Consider the following 19,051-nt stretch of genomic DNA (forward strand, 5'->3'; position numbering starts at 1 on the left):
CATGGCAAATCTCAAACTCCATCACGTCAAGAAAACCTACGACCGGAAAAACTATGTCCTGCACGGTGTCGACATCGACATCGAAGACGGCGAATTCGTCGTGATCGTCGGCCCCTCGGGGTGCGGGAAGTCGACGCTGCTGCGCATGGTCGCCGGCCTCGAATCCGTCAGCGAAGGCAGCATCCTGATCGGCTCGCAGGTTGTCAATGAACTGGAACCGAAGGATCGCAACATCGCGATGGTGTTCCAGAATTACGCGCTGTATCCGCACATGGATGTGCGCCAGAACATGTCGTATGGCCTGAAGATCCGCGGCATCGCCAAGAAAATCATCGACGAACGTGTACTCGCCGCCGCGCGCATTCTGGAACTGGAGCCCCTGCTCGCGCGCAAGCCGCGCGAACTCTCGGGCGGTCAGCGCCAGCGCGTGGCCATGGGCCGCGCGATCGTGCGTGAGCCCGCGGTGTTCCTGTTCGACGAACCGCTCTCGAACCTCGATGCCAAGCTGCGCGTGCAGATGCGCCTGGAAATCCAGCGACTGCACGCACGGCTGAGAACCACCAGCCTGTACGTCACGCACGATCAGATCGAAGCGATGACGCTGGCCGATCGCGTGATCGTCATGAACAAGGGCTACGCGGAGCAGATCGGCACACCGACGGACGTGTACGAGCGCCCGGCGTCGCTCTTCGTGGCGAGCTTCATGGGATCGCCCGCCATGAACCTGCTGAAGGGGCGTGTCGACACGGAAGGCCGCACGTTCCAGGTCGACGGCGGCGGACCGGCCCTGCGTCTGCCGCCCACCAGCATGGCGTATGCGAACCGCGAACTCGTGCTGGGCGTGCGTCCCGAGCATCTGGTGCCCGCCGAGCCGCACAACGGCCTGGGTGCCTTCGCTGCGCAGACCAACATCCTCGTCGATCAGCTCGAACTGCTCGGCGCGGATAATCTGGCCCATGGCCGCTGGGGCGAACAGCCCGTGACCGTGCGTCTGCCGCACGAGATGCGTCCGGCGACGGGCACGGTGGTGCCGCTGGCCATCTCCGCCAAGGCCTTGCACCTGTTCGATCCGGCCACCGGAAAGCGAGTCGAGGCATGAGCGAACCCTCGACACCGGCCCATCTGTGGCCCGCCTGGCCTTATCCGCGCATCGTTGCGCACCGCGGCGGCGGCAAGCTGGCGCCGGAAAACACGCTGGCCGCGTTCGAGACGGGCGCATCGCTCGGCCTGCGCATGGTCGAGTTCGATGCCAAGCTCTCGGCGGATAACACCGTCTTCCTGCTGCACGACGACACAGTCGATCGCACGAGCAACGGCCACGGCGCCGCCGCGCAGATGGCCTACGCGGACATCGCGAAACTCGACGCCGGCAGTTGGTTCGGCGCGCGCTTCGCCGGTCAGGTGATGCCGACCCTCGCCCAGGTGGCGGAGCGCTGCCGTTCGCTGGGACTGGCGGCGAACGTCGAGATCAAGCCATGCCCCGGCCGCGAGGCAGAAACGGGCAAGCGGGTCGCCGAGGCCGTTCAGGCGCTGTGGGCAGGTCAAACCCCACCGCCGCTGCTCTCGTCGTTCTCCTACGAGGCGCTCGAAGCGGCGGCCGCCGCCGCCCCCGACCTGCCGCGCGGCATGCTGTATGACGCCATTCCGGCACATTGGCGTGAGGACGCCCGCAACCTCGGCACCGTCTCGCTGCACGCGAACCATCAGCCGCTCGACGGCCCCCAGGTCGCACAGATCAAGGCGGCCGGCCTGCAGATGCTGGTCTACACGGTCAACGATCCGGCCCGCGCGCGCGAACTGGCGGTGTGGGGGGTCGATGCCATCTGCACCGACCGCATCGACCTGATCGGCGCCGACTTCCTCGAGCGCGCCTGAGCGCGGCCCCGACGGCAATGGGCGGCGATCCGTCCGCCGCGCGTGCTGGCGGGCATGGACGCAAGGCGGCATAATAGGGCGTTCCCCTCGCCCAGCCCATCCCCGCGGCCCGGTACATGCGATTGCAGAGCATTGCGAAGTCGTGTGCCGGGCTGGACGAATTCAAGCCAAGCCGCCATGCCGTACATCTATCTCGCGTCGCAAAGCCCTCGCCGTCAGGAACTGCTGCAACAGCTCGGCGTTCGCTTCGAACTGCTGCTGCCGGGGGCCCACGAGGACGCCGAAGCGCTCGAAGCCGTGCTGCCGGGTGAGCCGCCCGACGATTACGTGCAGCGCGTCACGCGCGCCAAAGCCGAAGCGGCCCTCGCGCGTCTGGCCCGCGCCGGTCTGCCCGGCGCCCCTATTCTTGCCGCCGACACGACGGTGTGCCTGGACGGCACGATCCTCGGCAAGCCGTTCGACGATGCCGACGCCTGCGCCGTACTCGCCCGTCTGTCGGGCACGCGCCATCGGGTGCTGACCGCCGTCGCCGTGTGCGCCGACGGGCAGATCCATCAGGCGGTGAACATCTCGCACGTCTGGTTCCGGCCAATGCGTCGTGAGGAAATCGAGCGCTACGTCGCCTCGGGCGAGCCAACGGGCAAAGCCGGCGCCTACGGGATTCAGGGCAAGGCCGCCGAATTCGTGCTGCGCATCGATGGCAGCTACTCGGGCATCATGGGGCTACCGCTGTGCGAAACCGCCGCGCTGTTGCGCCAGGCGGGCATCGACTTCTGACACATATCGAATTTGCCAAGCCTATCGAGTCCGATCGACACCTTATGAACGAAGACATTCTGGTCAATATCACGCCACAGGAAACCCGTGTGGCGCTCATGCAGCTCGGCGCAGTACAGGAATTGCACATCGAGCGCACGCTCTCGCTCGGTCTGGTCGGCAACATCTACCTGGGCAAGGTCGTGCGCGTGCTGCCGGGCATGCAATCGGCGTTCATCGATATCGGCCTGGAGCGCGCAGCGTTTCTGCACGTGGCCGATATCTGGCATCCGCGCACAAGCAACGACACGTCCACGCCGCATCCGCAGCCGCCCATCGAGAAAACGGTGTTCGAGGGGCAGACGCTGATGGTGCAGGTCATCAAGGACCCCATCGGCACCAAGGGCGCGCGCCTGTCGACGCAAATCAGCATTGCCGGGCGCACGCTCGTCTACCTGCCGCAGGAGCCCCATATCGGCATTTCGCAGCGCATCGAGAGCGAAGCTGAACGCGAGGCGTTGCGCAGCAAGATCCAGGCACTCGTGCCGGCCGACGAGAAAGGCGGCTTCATCGTGCGCACCATCGCGGAAGACGCGGCCGACGCCGAGCTGGCCAACGACATCGCCTATCTGCGCAAGTCCTGGCAGACCATTGGCGAGCAAAGCACACGCATGCCGGCGCCTTCGCTGCTGTACCAGGACCTGAACCTCGCCCAGCGCGTGCTGCGCGACTTCGTGCACGAGGACACGGGCAAGATCCTGGTCGACTCGCGCGAGACGTTCCAGAAGCTGGCCGAATTCGCAACGATCTACACACCGGCGGTGCTCGGCAAGCTCACGCATTACACCGGCGAGCGGCCCCTCTTCGACCTGTACAACGTCGAGACGGAAATCGAGCGGGCGCTGTCGCGCCGCGTCGATCTCAAGTCGGGGGGGTATCTGATGATCGATCAGACCGAGGCGATGACGACCATCGATGTGAACACCGGCGGCTACGTCGGCGCGCGCAACTTCGACGACACGATCTTCAAGACGAACCTCGAGGCGGCCTTGATGATCGCGCGCCAGTTGCGGCTGCGCAACCTCGGCGGGATCATCATTATCGACTTCATCGACATGGAAAGTGCCGAGCATCGCGACTCGGTGCTGGCCGAGCTCAAGAAGGCGCTCGCGCGCGACCGGACACGCATCACCGTGAACGGCTTCTCCCAGCTCGGACTGGTCGAGATGACCCGCAAGCGCACACGCGAGTCGCTCGCCCACGTGCTGTGCGAGCCGTGCGCCGTGTGCCAGGGCAAGGGACAGGTCAAGACGCCGCGTACGCTGTGCTACGACATCCTGCGCGAGATTCTGCGCGAATCGCGCCAGTTCAATCCGCGAGAGTTCCGCCTGATCGGCTCGCAGGCGGTCGTCGATCTTTTCCTCGAGGAGGAATCTCAGCATCTCGCGATGCTGATCGATTTCATCGGCAAGCCGATCTCACTGCAAGTGGAATCGTCGTTCCATCAGGACCAGTACGACATCATTCTGATGTAACCCCACGCAACGCTCGCACGTTCCGACGTCATGCCCTACTCGAACTACGACAACCTGGCGGCATCGAGCGAGGCGCTCGACAAACATGCCGTCGCACGCCATACGACCTGGGTCAGCATATGGGTCAATATCGTGCTCACGACGGCGCAGATCGTCGTTGGCGTCTTCGCCCGCTCGCAGGCATTGATTGCCGACGGCATCCACTCGCTCTCGGACATCGTCTCGGACTTCGTCGTGCTGGCGGCCGCACGCGGCAGCGCCCGCGCGCCGGACGCCGACCACCCCTACGGCCATAGCCGCTACGAGAACGCGGCGTCGTTGTTTCTCGGCACCATTCTGCTCGTCGTCGGCGCGGGAATGCTGTGGCGCGGTATCGAGCGTTTGCTGCATCCGGAAGAGATTCCGGAAGTACACACCATCGCGCTGGTCGTCGCCGTCCTGGTGCTGGTCAGCAAAGAGGGGCTGTTTCGCTATATGTTGCGCGCCGCCCAGCGCGTGCGCTCGGCGATGCTCGTGGCCAACGCGTGGCATGCACGCTCCGACGCGCTGTCGTCGCTCGTCGTCGCGTTCGGTATCCTGGGCAACCTCGCGGGCTATCGCATTCTCGACCCGCTCGCCGCCGCCCTCGTCGGGCTGATGATCGGTCGCACCGGGTGGAAGTTCGGCTGGAATGCGTTGCAGGACCTCATCGATCGCGGCGTGGACGACGCCACGACCGTCACCATTCGGGAGCGTCTGCTCGCGACGCCCGGCGTGCGCACCATCGACATGCTGCGCACGCGACGCATGGGCGACGAGATCGTCGTCGACGTGCATATCCTGGTCGATGCGCGTTTGTCGGTCTCCGAGGGACACTACATCGCGGAGCAAGCGCGCGCGACCGTCATGCTTGAGCCGCAGATTCTCGATGTGCTCGTGCACGTCGATCCGGAGAGCGACACCAAGGGCACCGCGTTGCAGCAATGGCCCGCGCGCTCGGTGGTGGCCGGGGCGGCGGAGGCACTGTGCCGCGCCAATGCGTTGACGCTGCACGACGTCAAACTGCATTACCTGAACAACGGGCTGGAGGCCGACGTCATTGTCGAAGGTCTGCGTGAACCGGCACGTTCGGGCACTGATGGGGCGGACGGCACGCCCGTGGGTGGTGGCATGGAACCGTCATCGCAGAGCGTGGCCGACGCGCTCACCGCGCGTTTTGGCCTGCGCGCCGTCAGGGTATTGCGGGTGACGGGGGACACCTCCGCCGCGCCTGACGGCACGGACGTCGCCACCCTCACGACGCCGGCCGCAAAAGCGACGGCCGCCGGTCCCGCCGTCGATTGACGACCGGGCCGCGGCGGCCGGGGACGACGCGTGCGGGACGGTGTGTCCCGTAAGGGCCATCAGTCTTCGTGGCGGTAGTCCGAGAACAGCATGCCCTGCCGGTCCTTGTCCGAGACGATCGGCGTGACGCCGTCGAGCGGCCAGGGGATCGCGAGCGTCGGGTCGTCCCAGCGAATGCAGCGCTCGAACTGCGGCGCCCAATAGTCCGTGGTCTTGTACAGTACCTCGGCCGTCTCCGACGTCACGACGAAGCCGTGGGCAAAACCGGTCGGAATCCACAGTTGCTTCTTGTTTTCGGCGCTCAGCACTTCGGCGACCCACTGGCCAAAGGTCGGTGAGCCTTCACGGATATCGACCGCAATGTCATAGATTTCGCCGTGCAGCACACGCACGAGCTTGCCCTGCGGTTGCTTGACCTGATAGTGCAGGCCGCGCAGCACACCCCGGACCGAACGTGACTGGTTGTCCTGCACGAACGTGAGGGTCTCGCCGAGCGCGTTGTCGAAGTTGCGCTGGTTGAAACTCTCGAAGAAATGGCCGCGAGCGTCGCCAAAGACCTTGGGTTCGATCACGCGAACCGCTGGAATGGCGGTGGGGGTCACTTGCATAACGAGATACCGGTAAGAATCGAAGGGGGGCGTTGCGCCAGGCTCAGAACAGCCGCTCGTGCAACATCGAGAGCAGGTATTGGCCGTACCCGGTCTTGGCGAGCGGTTGCGCAAGCGCCTCGATGGCGGCGGCGTCGATCCAGCCGCGCCGGTACGCAATCTCCTCGGGGCACGCGACCTTCAGGCCCTGGCGGCTTTCGATCGTCTGGATGAACGTGCTCGCTTCGAGCATCGATTCATGGGTGCCGGTATCCAGCCAGGCATAACCGCGCCCCATGATCTGGACGTTGAGCTTGCCGCGACGCAGGTATTCGTTGTTCACGTCGGTGATTTCCAGCTCACCGCGTGCCGACGGCTTGATCGAGCGTGCGATCTCGATGACGTCGTTATCGCAGAAGTACAAACCGGTCACGGCGTAGCGCGACTTCGGTTCCTTGGGTTTCTCGACGAGTTCGATGGCCTTACCCTTCGCATCGAACGTCACCACGCCGTATCGCTCCGGATCATGCACGCGGTACGCGAATACGGAAGCCCCGTCCGTCTGGCGATTCGCCGCCGAAAGCAGTGACGCGAAATCGTGGCCGTAGAACAGATTGTCGCCGAGCACCAGCGCGCACGGATCGTTACCGATGAAGTCCGCGCCGATCAGGAATGCCTGCGCCAGTCCGTCCGGCGACGGTTGCACGGCGTATTGCAGGTTCAGGCCCCACTGACTGCCGTCGCCCAGCAGTTGCTCGAAGCGCGGCGTGTCCTGCGGCGTCGAGATGATCAGCATGTCGCGAATCCCCGCCAGCATCAGCGTGGCCAGCGGGTAGTAGATCATCGGCTTGTCGTACACCGGCAGCAACTGCTTGGAGACGGCCAGCGTCGCCGGATACAGCCGAGTGCCGGAGCCGCCGGCGAGGATGATGCCCTTGCGCTTGATACTCATGCGTGCCTCAATCGTTCGTCCGATAGTGTGTTTCGATCCAGCGCTGGTATTCGCCCGACTGCACCTGGCGTACCCACTCGCCATTGGCGAGGTACCACTGCACCGTCTTGCGCATGCCGGTCTCGAACGTCTCGGCCGGGCGCCAGCCCAGTTCACGCTCGAGCTTGCGCGCGTCGATGGCATAGCGGCGATCATGGCCCGGACGATCGGTGACGAACGTGATCTGATCGCCATACGACTTGCCGTCGGCGCGCGGTGACAGTTCGTCGAGCAGTGCGCACAGGTGCTTCACGACCGACAGGTTGTTCTGCTCGTTCCAGCCGCCCACGTTGTAGACCTCGCCCGTGACGCCTCTGGCCAGCACCTCGCGAATGGCGGAGCAATGGTCGCCAACGTAAAGCCAGTCGCGCACGTTGCTGCCGTCGCCATAGATCGGCAACGGCTGACCGGCCAGCGCATTGGCGATCACCAGCGGGATGAGCTTTTCGGGGAATTGGTACGGGCCGTAGTTGTTCGAGCAGTTGGTCGTAAGCACCGGCAGGCCATACGTGTGGTGATAGGCGCGCACCAGATGGTCGGAACCGGCCTTCGACGCCGAGTACGGGCTGTTGGGCGCGTATGGCGTGGTCTCGGTGAATGCCGGATCGCTCGGACTCAGCGAACCATAGACTTCGTCCGTCGAGACGTGCAGGAAGCGAAAGGCATCGCGCGCCTCGCCGTCGAGCGTTCCCCAATAGGCACGCGCGGCTTCGAGCATCGTGAACGTGCCGACGATGTTCGTCTGCACGAAGTCGCCGGGGCCATGAATGGAACGGTCGACGTGGCTTTCCGCCGCGAAGTGCAGCACTGCGCGCGGGCGATGCTCGGCATACAGCCGATCAAGCGCGGCGCGGTCGCAGATATCGACTTTGGCAAAATGATGTCGCCGGTCATGCTCGATATCGGCCAGGTTGGCGAGATTGCCCGCGTACGTCAGCTTGTCGATGGTCAACACGGGCTCGTCATGTTGCGCGAGCCAGTCAAGAACGAAATTCGCGCCGATAAATCCGGCGCCGCCAGTCACAAAAATCATGGGCTGAAATTATATAGGAGTGCGAGAGCGGTCTTATTTGCGCGGCACGCGCCCCATCAAGAAGAATTCGTCGTTGGGCCGCATCGAGATGGCATTGGCGATGCGGTTGGACATGCCGAAAAACGCCGTGATCGCGGCGATGTCCCAGATGTCCTCGTCGTCGAGGCCGTGACGGCGCAACGCCACGTAATCGTCGTCGCCGACTTCCTGGGAGCGCTCGCACACCTTCATCGCGTAGGCGAGAATCGTCCGCTGGCGCTCGGTCAAGTCGGCCTTGAGGTAGTTGACGGCGACCTGATCGGCCAGCAGCGGCTGCTTTTCATAGATGCGCACCAGCGCGCCATGGGCAACCACGCAATACAGGCACTGATTCACCGCGCTCGTGGCGACCACGATCATCTCGCGCTCGCCTTTGCTCAGATTGCCCTCTTTGACCATCAACGCGTCGTGATACGCGAAAAACGCGCGGAACTCGGCGGGGCGATGCGCCAGCGCGAGGAATACGTTAGGAATGAAGCCGGCCTTTTCCTGCACCTCTTCGATGCGCGCGCGAATATCGGCCGGCAACGCGGCAAGGTCGGGTACGGGGAAACGGCTGATCGGCGGCTGGCTCATCGTGATCCTCTTCAAGACAGGCGGATAAAGGCTGACGTTCGCGACGCGAGGCGTCGACAACGTCAGGCGTCCTGCTGCTGTGCGTACTGAATGCGGTGCAGATGCGCGTAGAGGCCATTATGCGCCACCAGCGCCTGGTGCGAGCCCTGTTCCACGATGCGACCGTGTTCGAGCACGACAATGCGATCCGCGCGCTCGATGGTCGAGAGGCGGTGCGCGATCACCAGCGTGGTGCGCCCTTCCATCAGGACTTCCAGCGCGGCTTGTACGTGACGCTCCGACTCAGAATCCAGTGCAGAGGTCGCTTCGTCCAGGATCAGGATCGGGGCGTCCTTGTAGATGGCGCGCGCGATCGCCAGGCGTTGGCGCTGGCCGCCCGAGAGGCGCATGCCGTTGTCGCCCACGAGCGTCTCGACACCGTCGGGCATGGCCGCGACCGCATCGGCCAGATTGGCCGCCCGCAGTGCCGCCTGCACGCGCTCGGCGTCGATCTCCTGGCCGTAGGCCACGTTCGCGGCGATGGTGTCGTTGAACAGTACGACGTCCTGGCTCACGAACGCGATCTGACGACGCAGATCGGCCAGGCGCAGGTCCGTCAGCGCAATGTCGTCGAGCAGAATGCGGCCGCCGGTCGGATCGTAGAAGCGCGGCACCAGGTTGACCAGGGTCGTCTTGCCGCTGCCGGACGGCCCCACCAGTGCCACCATCTCTCCGGGCGCCACGTCGAGCGAAATCCGATCGAGCGTCGGACGCTCGCTCGCGCCATAGTGGAAGCTCACCTGATCGAACGTCACGCGGCCCTTGGCGCGTTCCAGTGTGCGCTCGCCGCCGGTCGGTTCGACTTCGACGTCCATGACTTCGAAGATCAACTCGGCGGCCGTCACGCCGCGCTGCAGCGGCTGGTTGACATCCATCAGGTGCTTGAGCGGAGACACGACGAGCAACAGCGCCGTGACGAAGGCCGTGAAGCCGCCCACGGTCATCTCGCCCGACGACGACTCGATCATCGCCACCGTAATGACGATGGCCAGCGCCAGCGAGGCGAGGGCCTGCGTCACCGGCTGCGCCAGGCCGCCGGAGACCGTCACGCGCATGGCGTAACCGCGCAGCGTGCCGGTCATCTTGTCGAAGCGCGACTTTTCATACGCTTCGCCGTTGTGGATCTTCACCACCTTGTAGCCGCCCACGGCTTCTTCAACCACGTACGACAACGCGTTGGTCAGCGTCTGCTGCTCGCGGTTCAGGCGACGCAAGCGCCGGTTGATCTTGCCGACGAGCCAGCCGATGAACGGCAGAATCACGGCCACGACGAGCGTGAGGCGCCAGTTCAGGTAGAACAGATAGCCCAGCAGGCCGACGACGGTGAGTGAATCGCGCACGAGCGTGATGAGCACCGTGGTGAGGACGCCGAGCACCTGGTTGACTTCGTAGACGAGCGCATTGATGAGCGTGCTCGTCGTCTCGCGTTGATAGAAGGCGGCCGGCGCATGCAGCAGGCGCTCGAACATGCGCACGCGCAGGTCGAGCAGCACGCGGTTGGACACCCACGAGAGCATATAGTTGGCCGAATATTGCGCCAGCCCCCGAATGACGGCCAGACCGATCACGGCGGCGGGCACGTACCAAAGGTTCCACGGATCCTGACCCGAGAAGCCCTTGTCGAGCACCGGCTTGAGCACGGCCGGAATGGCGGCTTCGGTGCCGGCCACGAGCGCCATGGCGAGAACGGCCAGGACACCCATATGCCAATACGGCTGAAGATAGCCCAGCAGACGTCGAAGAATCGGTCCGACGGGCTTGTGCGGTGCGCTCATGTAGGTGGGAGACGGCGGAAAACCGCTATTCTAACGTACCGGCCGGTCTTGCCGGGACACGTCCGAGCCGGACTCGGACGCCGCCGCGAAATTCGCCACGATGGCCGCTATCGGGGGCCGATGGCGCGCCGCAGCCAAGGGGAACCGGTATACTCCCGCCCATGGCAAGCGCACTCGAAGTCCTCCGTACCGTATTCGGCTATAACGCATTCCGTGGTGATCAGGCCGCCATCGTCGACCATGTGACCGACGGGGGCGATGCGCTCGTGCTGATGCCCACCGGCGGCGGCAAGTCGCTGTGCTACCAGATCCCCGCGCTGCTGCGCCCTGGCGTGGGCATCGTCGTCTCGCCGCTCATCGCGCTCATGCAGGACCAGGTCGATGCGCTGCTGCAAGCCGGGGTGCGTGCCGCCTACCTGAATTCCAGTCTCGGCTTCGAGGAAGCGCTCGATACCGAGCGCCGCGCCGCGCGCGGCGAACTCGATCTGCTCTACGTGGCCCCCGAGCGCCTGCTGACCGATCGCTTCCTCGATCTGCTCGACCGCCTCGACGAGCGTGGGCAACTGGCGCTGTTCGCCATTGACGAGGCGCATTGCGTCTCGCAATGGGGACATGACTTCCGTCCCGAATATATCCAGCTCTCGGCGCTGCACGAACGCTATCCGCGCGTGCCGCGCATCGCGCTGACCGCCACGGCGGACGGGGCAACGCGCGAGGACATCCAGACACGGCTCGGCCTGATCGAGGCGCGGGTGTTCGTCTCCAGCTTTGATCGGCCGAACATTCGCTACGAGATCGTCGATCGCGACAATCCCCGCAAGCAGCTGCTCGCCTTTCTGGGGCGGCATCGCGGCGAAGCGGGCATCGTCTATTGCCTGTCGCGCAAGAAGGTGGAAGAAACCGCCGCCTGGCTCGAGACGCAGGGCATTGCGGCCCTGCCCTATCACGCGGGGCTCGACGCGGATGTGCGCCGCACGCACCAGCAGCGCTTCCTGCGCGAGGAAGGGCTGGTGATGTCGGCCACCGTCGCCTTCGGCATGGGCATCGACAAGCCCGATGTGCGCTTCGTCGCGCACCTGGATTTGCCCAAGAGCCTCGAGGCCTACTACCAGGAGACCGGACGCGCGGGGCGCGACGGCGAACCCGCCGAAGCCTGGATGACCTATGGGCTGAACGACGTCGTGGTGCACCGCAGCCGCATCGACGAATCGAATGCGCCCGAACTGCAAAAGCGCATCGAGCGCCAGAAGCTCGACGCCCTGCTCGGCTATTGCGAAGCGCCGCGCTGCCGGCGCACCGTGCTGCTGTCGTATTTCGGCGAGTCGAGCGAGCCGTGCGGCAATTGCGACGTGTGCCTGAATCCGCCCGAAGTGTTCGACGGGACGATCGCCGCGCAGAAGGCACTCTCGGCCATTCTGCGCACGGGCCAGCGCTTCGGCGCGGGGCATCTGGTCGACCTGCTGCGCGGGCGCAGCACCGACAAGATACGTCAGTTCGGGCACGAGGCCCTGCCGACATTTGGCGTCGGCGGCGAACTCGACGACCAGGGCTGGCGTGCGGTGTTCCGGCAGTTGATCGCGCATGGCATCATCGAGCCCGACAGCAGCCAGTACGGCGCGCTGACGCTTAACGCGGCGGCACGCCCGGTGCTCAAGGGAGAAACCACACTGTCGTTGCGACGCCAGCGGGCCGCCGTCGGCAAGAAGAGTCGTTTTGCCGGGTATGCGTCGTCGCAGGCCATCGAGCTGGACCCCGCCGATCAGCAACTGTTCGACAAGCTGAGGGCCTGGCGGCAAGACATCGCCAAGACGCAGCAAGTGCCGGCCTACGTTATCCTGCACGATCGGACGTTGCGTGAGCTCGCCCAGCGCCGTCCCCGTCATCGTGAAGGGTTGGCCGATATCACCGGACTTGGCGAAGCCAAGATCGAACGCTACGGTGAAGCGCTTGTCGAGTTGCTCACCGACGTCGCCAACGCCTGATCGCCGCCCGGGTCCGAGGATCGGATGCCGCCATTTCGTGAGTCGTCATGATTGAAGCCACACCGCCCGTCTCGTCTTCACCGCGTCTGCCGCTCACGGTCACGATTCTCACGCGCAACGAGCGTCACAACATTGCCGAGTGCATTGCGTCGGTGCAATCGTTGGCGTCGCAGATCGTTGTACTGGACAACGCGAGTACGGACGGCACGACGGACATCGCTCGCGCCGCAGGCGCGGAGGTGCATGTCACCCCCGACTGGCCTGGCTTCGGTCCGCAGAAGAATCGTGCGCTGTCGCACGCGACACAGCCCTGGGTACTGTCGCTGGACGCCGATGAACGTGTTACGCCCGAACTGGCGGCCGACATTGCCGCGGCGATTGCGCAAGGCGGCCACGCGGGCTATCGCATCCCGCGTCTGTCGCAGTTCCTCGGGCACTGGGTGCGGCATTGTGGTTGGTACCCAGACTACGTGTTGCGGCTGTTTCGGCGCGACGCCGGACGCTTCTCAGACAATCTTGTGCACGAACGCGTGATCGTCGACGGCGAGATCGGTGCGCTCGCGCATCACCTGCTGCATTACAGCTATACCGAAGTTCACCAGGTTGAGGACAAGGTCCAGCGCTATGCGCGTGCAGGCGCGAAGGAGATGGCGCTGCGCGGCAAACGCGTCTCGCCGCTAAAGCCGTGGATCAATGGCGGATGGGCGTTCGTGCGCACCTATGTGCTGCGCAGAGGGTTTCTCGACGGCGCCACCGGCGCCGCGATCGCGCGGATGAATGCCCGCAGTGCCTTTCTGAAGTACGCACTGCTGCGACACGGGGAAGCCTGACGCACGCGCAGTACATACCGCAAATCACGAACTGCGAAAGCGAAATGGACGCCGATGGCGTCCGTTTTGGCTTCATCCGACGTCGGCGTTACTTGGCGAGCGCCCGCTTCACACGCGAGCGGAACCGTTCCCAGCGCAGCGTGCCGTCCTCAACGGGCTCGGGCAGCCGCCCATCGCTACCCGCTGGCACCGGCTTGCCACGGCGCAAGTAATAGCGGTCGAAAATGGACTGTGTCACGCCCCACTTGCGCAGGAACTGCGTGCGGCCGTCGTTCTTCACCACCTTGCCCGTGCTCTTGCACTGAAAGTGGTACACAAGACTTGCGCCAACGCCGACGAAGCGGCGCGCACCCGCCGCCCACATCTTCATCGAGAAGTCATTGTCGCTGCTCATGCCCGGGCTAAGCTCGGTGCTGTAACCACCAACGAGAAACCACCAATCGCGGTGCACGAGCGTCGGCGGCCAGGTCGCGCCGAACCAGTCGGACTTGTGATAAGTCGGGATTGCGGCGAGCAGCCCCGTTTCGTCGAAGGTATCGACGTCGCGGCCGAAGTCCTGCACGAGCACGCACGGATTCCCCGTATCGACCGGCTCGATCATGGTGCCGGAGAGCATGAACGCCCTGTCGGGCATGGCTTCGGCACGGTCGATCAACGCGCGATCCCAGCCGGGACAACAATACATGTCGTCGTTCAGATAGACGATGTATTTTTCACGCGCGAGTGCCGCCGCCTGATTCACGGCGTAACAGATACCGATGTTGTCCGGCGACGCCGTATGCTCGATCCCCTCGGCCCGCACCCAGTCGAGCGATCCGTCCGAGCCGTCGTTCACATGAACGATGATTTGGTGCGGATAACGCGAATTCTGGCGAATGCTGCGCACGCAAAGTTGCAGCAAGGCGAGGTTGTTCCAGGTCGGAACGATGATGGAAAACATCCGGATTTCCTTGTTGTGTCGCAAGTCGGGCGGGATCGCGCGGCGTCATGCAGCACCGCACCGCCTCGACTGCGTCAATAGATGACTTGCACCGAATCGGCCGTCAGCCACTGGCGAAGCTCACCGAGCAGTTCGTCGCCCGGCTGGACCTTCCAGTCGTCGCCCAGTCGCGACTCGCATTCGGCGTCAGGACGGCGATACACGATGTGCACCGGCAAGCCGTTCTGCTTGTCGCCCTCGCCATCGTCATTGCGTCGGCCGAAGCCACCGCCCCGCCCACCGCCGCCATTGAAGCCGCCGCCTCCCCCATGGGAACCGCCGCCGGCGCCTGCGGTTGCCGCAACGCGGTACATCGTGCAGTGCGGTTGCAGCGTGGCGCGCAGACGCGTCCAGTCGGCATTGCCGTTGAACGACAACTTGAGCGCCCGCGCAAAACGCGCCCGCGCACGGCCAAGGTCCATCAGGCTTTCCACCGTGAAGCGCAAGCCACCGGTGAAGCTGTCCGGGCGTGCGTTGCCCTGTACGATCAGCAGTTCGTCTTCCTTGAAGAGATGCTTGTTCGCCTCGAACTGCTCGTTGAAGATCGTGACTTCGAGCGTCGCCGTGCCATCGTCAAGCTGTACGATCAACATCTTGCCGCGCTGGGTCATCATCGTGCGCATGCTGGAAATCACACCGGCGACCAGCCGGTCACGGCCCTCGGACAAATCTTTGATGCGCGTACGGACGAAACGCCGCACTTCCTCCGCATAGGCATCGAACATATGGCCCGACAGGTAGAAGCCGAGCGCCTGCTTCTCCTCCTGCAACTTGCGCTTGTCGGTCCAGGCCGGTTCGTCGGCCAGCTCCAGCGGGGCTTGCAGGCTTTCGTCACCAAGATCGAACAGGCTGACCTGATTGGCCGCCGCGCTCGCCTGCTCGGCGGCTTCCATCGCCAATGGCACCGACGCCATCAACTGCGCACGATTGGCGTGAATACTGTCGAAAGCACCGGCGCGAATCAGCGCTTCGATGGTGCGACGGTTCACCACGCGACGATCGACACGCGCGCAGAAGTCGAACAGATCGACGAATGGCTTTCCTTCGCGTGCGCGCAGAATTTCTTCGATGGCCGACTGACCGCTCCCCTTGATCGCACCCAGGCCGTAACGCACAGTCTTCGCGTCGGCCGGCTCGAAACGGTAGGCCGAGACATTCACGTCCGGCGGCAGCACGCCCAGGCCATTGGCACTGGTCAGGCAGTCTTCGTAGAGAATCTTGACCTTGTCCGTGTCGTCCATGGCCAAGCTCATGTTGGCGGCCATGAATTCGGCAGGGTGGTGCGCTTTCAGCCAGGCGGTGTAATACGCCAGCAGCGCGTATGCTGCCGCGTGCGACTTGTTGAAGCCGTAGCCCGCGAATTTCTCCATCAAGTCGAAGATTTCATCAGACTTCTCACGCGTGAGGCCATTCGTCGCGGCGCCCTGCGCGAAAATCTCGCGGTGCTGAGCCATCTCCTCGGCCTTCTTCTTGCCCATCGCGCGACGCAACAGGTCGGCGCCACCGAGCGAGTAGCCGCCGATGATCTGCGCCATCTGCATCACCTGCTCCTGGTAGACCATGATGCCGTAGGTCTCCTGGAGCACCGGCTCGACGCGCGGATCCGGGTATTCCACCTTCTCGCGGCCGTGCTTGCGGGCGCAGAAGCTCGGGATCAGGTCCATCGGGCCCGGGCGATACAAGGCCACCAGCGCGATGATGTCCTCGAAGCGGTCCGGCTGCGCGTCCTTCAACATGCCCTGCATGCCGCGGCTTTCCAACTGGAACACTGCCACGGTGTTGGCCTTCTTCAGGATGCTGAAGGCGGCCGGGTCCGTGAGCGAGACCTGGTCGAGCGACCAGTCCGCCATCTCCGGATGCAGGCGCTTGATGTAGCGCTCGGCCCAATTCAGGATCGTCAGCGTGGTCAGACCCAAGAAGTCGAACTTCACCAGACCGACGGCTTCCACGTCGTCCTTGTCGTACTGGCTCACGACGCCGCTGGCATCTTCGCCGCCGCCCTGCGTGTATAGCGGGCAAAAATCCGTCAGCTTGCCCGGCGCGATCAACACGCCGCCCGCGTGCATGCCGACGTTACGCGTCAGGCCTTCAACGCGCTGCGCCAGTTCGATCAACTGCTTGACTTCGTCCTCGGTCTGGAAGCGCTCGGCGAGTTGCGGCTCTTCCTTGAGCGCATCGTCGATGGTGACGTGCTTGCCCGGCTTGAACGGGATCAGCTTGGAGATTCCGTCGACGAAGTTGTAGCCCAGATCGAGCACACGACCGACGTCGCGCACCGCCGCCTTGGCAGCCATCGAGCCGAAAGTCGCGATCTGCGAGACGGCGTCCGCGCCGTACTTGTCCTTCACATACTGGATGACGCGATCGCGCCCGTCCTGACAGAAGTCGATGTCGAAGTCGGGCATCGAGACGCGTTCCGGATTCAGGAAGCGCTCGAACAGCAGGTTGTACTTGAGCGGATCGAGGTCGGTGATGCCCAGCGCGTACGCGACAAGCGATCCCGCCCCCGAGCCGCGGCCTGGCCCCACCGGCACACCGTTGTTCTTCGCCCACTGGATGAAGTCCGCCACGATCAGGAAGTAGCCGGGGAAGCCCATCTTGATGATCGTGCCGGTCTCGAAGTCGAGCCGCTTGTAATAATCGGGGCGCTGCGCGTCGCGCTCGGCCTCGTCGGGGAACAGTTGGCCGAGACGCGTCTCCAGCCCCTGCTTGGACAGATGCACGAGATAGTCGTCGAGCGACATGCCGTCCGGGGTGGGGAACAGCGGCAGCTTCGGCTTTCCGAGTTCGAGCGTCAGGTTGCAGCGCTTGGCGATCTCGACGGTATTGGCCACCGCAGAAGGCACGTCCTCGAACGCGGCGATCATGTCGTCCTGCGTGCGGAAACTCTGGTCCTGCGTGAACCGGCGCACACGGCGTGCGTTGCCCAGCATCTCGCCTTCCGAAATACACACGCGCGCCTCGTGCGCGGTGAAGTCGTCGGATGTCATGAACTGGATCGGATGCGTGGCGACGACCGGCAGGCCGGCCTTCGCCGCCAGTTGTACCGCCTGCTGCACGTAAGTCTCCATGCCCGCCTGGCCGGTGCGCTGCAACTCGATGTAGAAGGCACCAGGGAAAACGCTCGCCCAGTGCTGCGCGCATTGCAGCGCCTGCTCCGGGTTGCCCGCCGCCAGCGCCGCGCCGACATCCCCCATCTGCGCCCCGGACAGCGCCAGCAGGCCGCGCGCGAGACCATCGGGACGCAGCCACGACGATTCGATCTCTGCCCGCCCGCGCCACTGATTGCCAAGCCAGGCCTTGGAGAGCAACTGGCAAAGGTTCAGATAGCCTTCCTTGTCGCGCGCGAGCAGCAACAGCCGCGACGGCTTGTCGCGATCGACCGGATTCGTGATCCAGGCGTCGCAGCCGATGATCGGCTTGACGCCCTTGCCGCGGGCTTCCTTGTAGAAACGAATGGCGCCGAACATGTTCGCGAGGTCGGTCAGCGCGAGCGCGCCCTGACCATCCTTGGCGGCGGCCTTGACGACGTCGTCGAGCCGCACGATGCCATCGGCGATCGAGTATTCGGAATGGAGACGGAGGTGGACGAAGCGAGGTTCTGACATGGGCCGTATTGTAACGCGCCGCCCCCCGATACAACGCCTTGCGTCACGAAACCTGCCGCTTCGCTGTGCTTTTCGGATGAGACCGGGCGGGCACTCGGAATTTTTCCTCTCCGCGCCCGGGATGTCGTCCGATTCGGCGAAATCCGGGGTGAAATCAAAGTGCGTTCGGGCCGAATCGGCGATAATGGCACTTTATTGCTTCACGCTTTTGCGAAATCCCGTTGCCATGTCTATCGTCAACATCGCTGCGTACAAGTTCGTCACGCTCGACGACATCGCGACCCTGCGTCCGGCCCTGCAGGCAAGCTGCCAGGCGCTCGACCTGAAGGGCACCATCCTGCTTGCGCCCGAGGGCATCAACCTGTTCCTGGCGGGCTCGCGCAAGGCCATCGACGCCTTCCTCGCCGAGCTGCGGGCCGATGGGCGGTTTGCCGACCTGGCGCTCAAGGAAAGCCTCTCCGACACCCAGCCGTTCCGCCGGATGCTGGTGCGCCCGAAGAAAGAGATCATCACGATGAAGATGCCGGTCATCAAGCCGGCAGACGGTCGTGCACCCGGCATCGATCCCGTCACGCTCAAGCGCTGGCTCGACGCCGGCCACGACGACGAAGGCCGCCCGGTGGTGATGCTCGACACGCGCAATGACTTCGAAGTCGATGTCGGCACGTTCGACAATGCCCTCGACTATCGTCTGACCAAGTTCTCGGAGTTCCCCGATGTCGTCGCGGCACACCGCGAGGACTTCGAAGGCAAGACCATCGTGTCGTTTTGCACCGGCGGCATTCGCTGCGAGAAAGCCGCGATCTACATGCGCGACATCGGCCTCGCGCATACGTATCAGCTCGACGGCGGCATTCTCAAATACTTCGAGGACGTTGGCGGCGCGCATTATCAGGGCGACTGCTTCGTCTTCGACTACCGCACGGCGCTGACGCCCGACCTCACGCCGTCCACGACCAAGCAGTGCTTCGCCTGTCGTGCCGTGGTCACGGCCGAGGATCAGCGCAATCCCGCGTACGTCGAAGGCGCACAGTGTCCGGCGTGTGCTCACAGCCGCACCGACGCCGGCACGCTTGAGCAGGCCATCACTGCGCCCACGCCTGCCATCTCGGCCTGAGCGCGC

At 64.4% G+C, this 19,051-nt stretch carries 15 protein-coding genes; 8 read left to right on the plus strand and 7 right to left on the minus strand.

The window, feature by feature from the left end; all coding sequences use genetic code 11:
• The first annotated feature begins 1 nt into the window (after nucleotide 1).
• From PTE31013_RS04910 to PTE31013_RS04930, 5 genes are all read left to right on the plus strand, one after another.
• Complete coding sequence (locus tag PTE31013_RS04910) at nucleotides 2-1,099, plus strand: sn-glycerol-3-phosphate import ATP-binding protein UgpC (RefSeq protein ID WP_150611723.1); 1,098 nt, start codon at nucleotides 2-4, stop codon at nucleotides 1,097-1,099.
• On the plus strand, nucleotides 1,096-1,875 hold the full coding sequence (gene ugpQ / locus PTE31013_RS04915) for a glycerophosphodiester phosphodiesterase (RefSeq protein WP_150611724.1): 780 nt from the start codon (nucleotides 1,096-1,098) through the stop codon (nucleotides 1,873-1,875). The genes PTE31013_RS04910 and ugpQ overlap by 4 nt, the downstream gene beginning before the upstream one ends.
• Nucleotides 1,876-2,052: 177 nt before the next feature.
• Nucleotides 2,053-2,652: a Maf family protein gene (locus PTE31013_RS04920; protein WP_150611725.1), complete on the plus strand. Its 600-nt coding sequence runs from the start codon at nucleotides 2,053-2,055 to the stop codon at nucleotides 2,650-2,652.
• A 44-nt stretch (nucleotides 2,653-2,696) separates the two neighbouring features.
• On the plus strand, nucleotides 2,697-4,166 hold the full coding sequence (gene rng / locus PTE31013_RS04925) for a ribonuclease G (protein ID WP_150611726.1): 1,470 nt from the start codon (nucleotides 2,697-2,699) through the stop codon (nucleotides 4,164-4,166).
• Between the two features lie 30 nt (nucleotides 4,167-4,196).
• Nucleotides 4,197-5,489: a cation diffusion facilitator family transporter gene (locus PTE31013_RS04930; RefSeq protein WP_150611727.1), complete on the plus strand. Its 1,293-nt coding sequence runs from the start codon at nucleotides 4,197-4,199 to the stop codon at nucleotides 5,487-5,489.
• A 59-nt stretch (nucleotides 5,490-5,548) separates the two neighbouring features.
• On the opposite strand, the gene rfbC is transcribed toward PTE31013_RS04930, so the two are convergent.
• The 5 genes from rfbC to msbA form a co-directional block, all read right to left on the minus strand.
• A complete protein-coding gene (gene rfbC / locus PTE31013_RS04935; RefSeq protein ID WP_150611728.1) occupies nucleotides 5,549-6,097 on the minus strand; it encodes a dTDP-4-dehydrorhamnose 3,5-epimerase in 549 nt (182 codons plus the stop codon).
• Between the two features lie 43 nt (nucleotides 6,098-6,140).
• Nucleotides 6,141-7,028, minus strand: a complete 888-nt coding sequence (gene rfbA, locus PTE31013_RS04940; protein WP_150611729.1) for a glucose-1-phosphate thymidylyltransferase RfbA — start codon at nucleotides 7,026-7,028, stop codon at nucleotides 6,141-6,143.
• A gap of 7 nt (nucleotides 7,029-7,035) precedes the next feature.
• Entirely contained in the window at nucleotides 7,036-8,100 is a 1,065-nt protein-coding gene (gene rfbB / locus PTE31013_RS04945; RefSeq protein WP_150611730.1) for a dTDP-glucose 4,6-dehydratase, read from the minus strand.
• Between the two features lie 33 nt (nucleotides 8,101-8,133).
• Nucleotides 8,134-8,715: a peroxidase-related enzyme gene (locus tag PTE31013_RS04950; RefSeq protein WP_174978434.1), complete on the minus strand. Its 582-nt coding sequence runs from the start codon at nucleotides 8,713-8,715 to the stop codon at nucleotides 8,134-8,136.
• Between the two features lie 62 nt (nucleotides 8,716-8,777).
• Entirely contained in the window at nucleotides 8,778-10,529 is a 1,752-nt protein-coding gene (gene msbA / locus PTE31013_RS04955; RefSeq protein ID WP_150611731.1) for a lipid A export permease/ATP-binding protein MsbA, read from the minus strand.
• Nucleotides 10,530-10,690: 161 nt separating this feature from the next.
• On the opposite strand from msbA, the gene recQ reads away from it, so the two are divergent.
• Nucleotides 10,691-12,511 carry a DNA helicase RecQ gene (gene recQ, locus PTE31013_RS04960; RefSeq protein WP_150611732.1) on the plus strand — a complete coding sequence of 607 codons (1,821 nt, stop codon included), beginning with the start codon at nucleotides 10,691-10,693 and terminating at the stop codon, nucleotides 12,509-12,511.
• A 47-nt stretch (nucleotides 12,512-12,558) separates the two neighbouring features.
• Nucleotides 12,559-13,341, plus strand: a complete 783-nt coding sequence (locus PTE31013_RS04965; RefSeq protein ID WP_425495537.1) for a glycosyltransferase family 2 protein — start codon at nucleotides 12,559-12,561, stop codon at nucleotides 13,339-13,341.
• Nucleotides 13,342-13,429: 88 nt separating this feature from the next.
• Here the strand turns inward: PTE31013_RS04965 and PTE31013_RS04970 are convergent, their stop codons facing one another.
• Both PTE31013_RS04970 and dnaE read right to left on the minus strand, forming a co-directional pair.
• Nucleotides 13,430-14,281: a glycosyltransferase family 2 protein gene (locus tag PTE31013_RS04970; RefSeq protein ID WP_150611733.1), complete on the minus strand. Its 852-nt coding sequence runs from the start codon at nucleotides 14,279-14,281 to the stop codon at nucleotides 13,430-13,432.
• Nucleotides 14,282-14,355: 74 nt separating this feature from the next.
• Nucleotides 14,356-17,937 (minus strand): DNA polymerase III subunit alpha, encoded by a 3,582-nt coding sequence (gene dnaE / locus PTE31013_RS04975; protein ID WP_150611734.1) that lies wholly within the window; start codon nucleotides 17,935-17,937, stop codon nucleotides 14,356-14,358.
• 217 nt (nucleotides 17,938-18,154) lie between these two features.
• Here dnaE and PTE31013_RS04980 point away from each other — a divergent pair, with 217 nt between their 5' ends.
• Nucleotides 18,155-19,045, plus strand: coding sequence for a sulfurtransferase (locus PTE31013_RS04980; RefSeq protein WP_150611735.1), 891 nt, complete (start codon nucleotides 18,155-18,157; stop codon nucleotides 19,043-19,045).
• Nucleotides 19,046-19,051 lie beyond the last annotated feature (6 nt).

It is taken from the genome of Pandoraea terrigena (assembly GCF_902459705.1).
Taxonomy (GTDB): domain Bacteria; phylum Pseudomonadota; class Gammaproteobacteria; order Burkholderiales; family Burkholderiaceae; genus Pandoraea; species Pandoraea terrigena.

What these genes read in the sequence shown, in the direction of transcription:
- PTE31013_RS04910 (WP_150611723.1), top strand. Translation starts at nt 2, where the DNA reads ATGGCAAATCTCAAACTCCATCACGTCAAGAAAACCTACGACCGGAAA.
- ugpQ (WP_150611724.1), top strand. Translation starts at nt 1,096, where the DNA reads ATGAGCGAACCCTCGACACCGGCCCATCTGTGGCCCGCCTGGCCTTAT.
- PTE31013_RS04920 (WP_150611725.1), top strand. Translation starts at nt 2,053, where the DNA reads ATGCCGTACATCTATCTCGCGTCGCAAAGCCCTCGCCGTCAGGAACTG.
- rng (WP_150611726.1), top strand. Translation starts at nt 2,697, where the DNA reads ATGAACGAAGACATTCTGGTCAATATCACGCCACAGGAAACCCGTGTG.
- PTE31013_RS04930 (WP_150611727.1), top strand. Translation starts at nt 4,197, where the DNA reads ATGCCCTACTCGAACTACGACAACCTGGCGGCATCGAGCGAGGCGCTC.
- rfbC (WP_150611728.1), bottom strand. Translation starts at nt 6,097, where the DNA reads ATGCAAGTGACCCCCACCGCCATTCCAGCGGTTCGCGTGATCGAACCC.
- rfbA (WP_150611729.1), bottom strand. Translation starts at nt 7,028, where the DNA reads ATGAGTATCAAGCGCAAGGGCATCATCCTCGCCGGCGGCTCCGGCACT.
- rfbB (WP_150611730.1), bottom strand. Translation starts at nt 8,100, where the DNA reads ATGATTTTTGTGACTGGCGGCGCCGGATTTATCGGCGCGAATTTCGTT.
- PTE31013_RS04950 (WP_174978434.1), bottom strand. Translation starts at nt 8,715, where the DNA reads ATGAGCCAGCCGCCGATCAGCCGTTTCCCCGTACCCGACCTTGCCGCG.
- msbA (WP_150611731.1), bottom strand. Translation starts at nt 10,529, where the DNA reads ATGAGCGCACCGCACAAGCCCGTCGGACCGATTCTTCGACGTCTGCTG.
- recQ (WP_150611732.1), top strand. Translation starts at nt 10,691, where the DNA reads ATGGCAAGCGCACTCGAAGTCCTCCGTACCGTATTCGGCTATAACGCA.
- PTE31013_RS04965 (WP_425495537.1), top strand. Translation starts at nt 12,559, where the DNA reads ATGATTGAAGCCACACCGCCCGTCTCGTCTTCACCGCGTCTGCCGCTC.
- PTE31013_RS04970 (WP_150611733.1), bottom strand. Translation starts at nt 14,281, where the DNA reads ATGTTTTCCATCATCGTTCCGACCTGGAACAACCTCGCCTTGCTGCAA.
- PTE31013_RS04980 (WP_150611735.1), top strand. Translation starts at nt 18,155, where the DNA reads ATGTCTATCGTCAACATCGCTGCGTACAAGTTCGTCACGCTCGACGAC.